The sequence below is a fragment of the Rhizobacter sp. P3_B12 genome (genome assembly GCF_056402895.1).
The window spans coordinates 1-1772 of record NZ_JBFUGN010001150.1 but is presented as its reverse complement, the minus strand read 5'-3'; the positions used below and the strand labels follow the sequence as shown (position 1 = coordinate 1772).

3 protein-coding genes are annotated in these 1772 nt (G+C 71.4%); 2 read left to right on the top strand and 1 reads right to left on the bottom strand.

Annotation, left to right across the window (positions count from 1 at the left end; translation table 11 throughout):
* A partial coding sequence (locus tag AC1D01_RS33170; RefSeq protein WP_477873727.1) for a winged helix-turn-helix domain-containing protein occupies positions 1-345 on the bottom strand: 345 nt, incomplete at its 3' end.
* Positions 346-479: 134 nt separating this feature from the next.
* Here AC1D01_RS33170 and AC1D01_RS33165 point away from each other — a divergent pair.
* Positions 480-1085 (top strand): alpha/beta hydrolase family protein, encoded by a 606-nt coding sequence (locus tag AC1D01_RS33165; RefSeq protein WP_477873726.1) that lies wholly within the window; start codon positions 480-482, stop codon positions 1083-1085.
* A gap of 55 nt (positions 1086-1140) precedes the next feature.
* The gene (locus tag AC1D01_RS33160; protein ID WP_477873725.1) at positions 1141-1650 is read left to right on the top strand and encodes a GNAT family N-acetyltransferase; all 510 of its coding nucleotides are present in this window, start codon (positions 1141-1143) and stop codon (positions 1648-1650) included.
* Positions 1651-1772: the final 122 nt, after the last annotated feature.

The window sequence follows — 1772 nt, the reverse complement described above, 5'->3', positions numbered from 1 at the left end:
CGGCGGGCTCACCGCGAGGGCGGGGGCCGGGGCCGGTGACGGGGCGGCGGCCTGCGCTGCCATCGTGAACCGGTAGCCGCGCCCGGGCACGGTCGCGATCGCGCGGGCGCCCAGCAGCTTGCGCAGCGCCGAGACGTGCACCTGCAGGTTGTTCTCCTCGACCACGAGGCCGGGCCAGACGAGGTCCAGCAGTTCGCCCTTGGACACCAGCCGGTCGCTGCGCTCGACCAGCGCCTGCAGCAGGTCGAAGGCGCGCGCGCCCAGCAGCGCCGGCTGGCCGTCGATCAGCAACTGGCGGGTGGCCGGATTCAGCGCGACGTGTCCGAAGCGGTAGTGGTCAGGCAAAAGGGATCCTCCAAGGCGGCGAATTTACGCGATGACACCGACTTTCAGAACGATTCAGGCCAGCTTCAGGACATTGAAGGACGGCGAGAGCGTGGATTCGGACACTGGGTTTCGCTCAGGGGGATTCTTTCATCATGGACTTCAGCTCGCCATGGCTGCTCATCGCATCGGGATGCGCCATCGCCTGCGCCGCGAGTGGCCTGGCAGCGGCGTACCGCCGCGCGAGGGTGCGGCCGAAGCCGCCGGCGCGCGCCGGATCGGTGCTCGACACGGTGGGTTTCGCGGCCCGTGGTGGCCGGGCGTGGGTCCGTGCCGAGTACCTGCCGGTGCCGGGCGGACGCGCCGCGGTGGTCCTGGTCGGTGGTCGTGACGGCCGGCGTCACCACGGGCTGACGCAGGCCCTGCGCACGCAAGGCCTGTCGGTGCTGGTGATCCAGCGGCGTGGCGGCTCCGGGCAGCGCGAGCGCGACGACGTGCTCGGCGCCGTCGACTACCTGCTGGACCGCGGCCACCCGCCGGGGCGCATCGGCGTGATGGGCTCGGGCTCGACCGGCTCGCAGGCGGTGCTGGACRCCGCGGCCGACGAGCCGGCCATCCGCGCGGTGCTGCCGGTGGCGCACCCTGCGCGCGCCGTCGCGTTCTTCCGCCAGCACCTGATGCCCCCGCGCACCGTCTGCGTGATCTGGCCGCAGCCGGCGCGTGCCACGCCGGCCGCCGCCTGGGAACGGCTGGCCGCCTGATCCTGGGGGGTTGAAGGGCGGGGGCTGAGGAACGAGGCTGAGAGACAATCGGCGGATGCCCTCCTTCCCGATGCCGCTCGACGGCAACCCCGCCTACGCGCTGCGCGCCGCCGAACTGCGCGATGTCGTGCCGATCGTCGGCCTGATCCGCGAACTCGCCGAGTTCGAGAAACTGACCCACCTGCTGCAGGTCACGCCCGAGAAGCTGCGGCCCAACCTGTTCGGCGAAAAGGCCGTCGCCGAGGCGATGGTCGCCGAGGCCGGCGGCGAGGTGATCGCCTTCGCGCTGTTCTTCACCAATTTCTCCACCTTCCTCGCGCAGCCGGGGCTCTACCTCGAAGACCTGTACGTGCAGCCCGCGCACCGCGGCGAGGGCGTCGGCGAGGCCATGCTGACGCGGCTGGCGCGGATGGCGGTCGATCGCGGCTACGGCCGCTTCGAATGGAGCGTGCTCGACTGGAACGAGAAYGCCATCCGCTTCTACGAGCGCATGGGCGCGACGGTGCTGCCCGACTGGCGCATCTGCCGGATCACCGGGGAAGCCCTCGCGCGCTTCGGCGCCTAGCGTCATAAGCTTCGCGCCCATGCGCGAAGCCGATTCCTACACCGACCTGCATTCCTCCTTCCGCTGGCAGGTGCCGGCGGATTTCAACATCGCCGAGGCCTGCTGCGCCCGCTGGGCGCGCG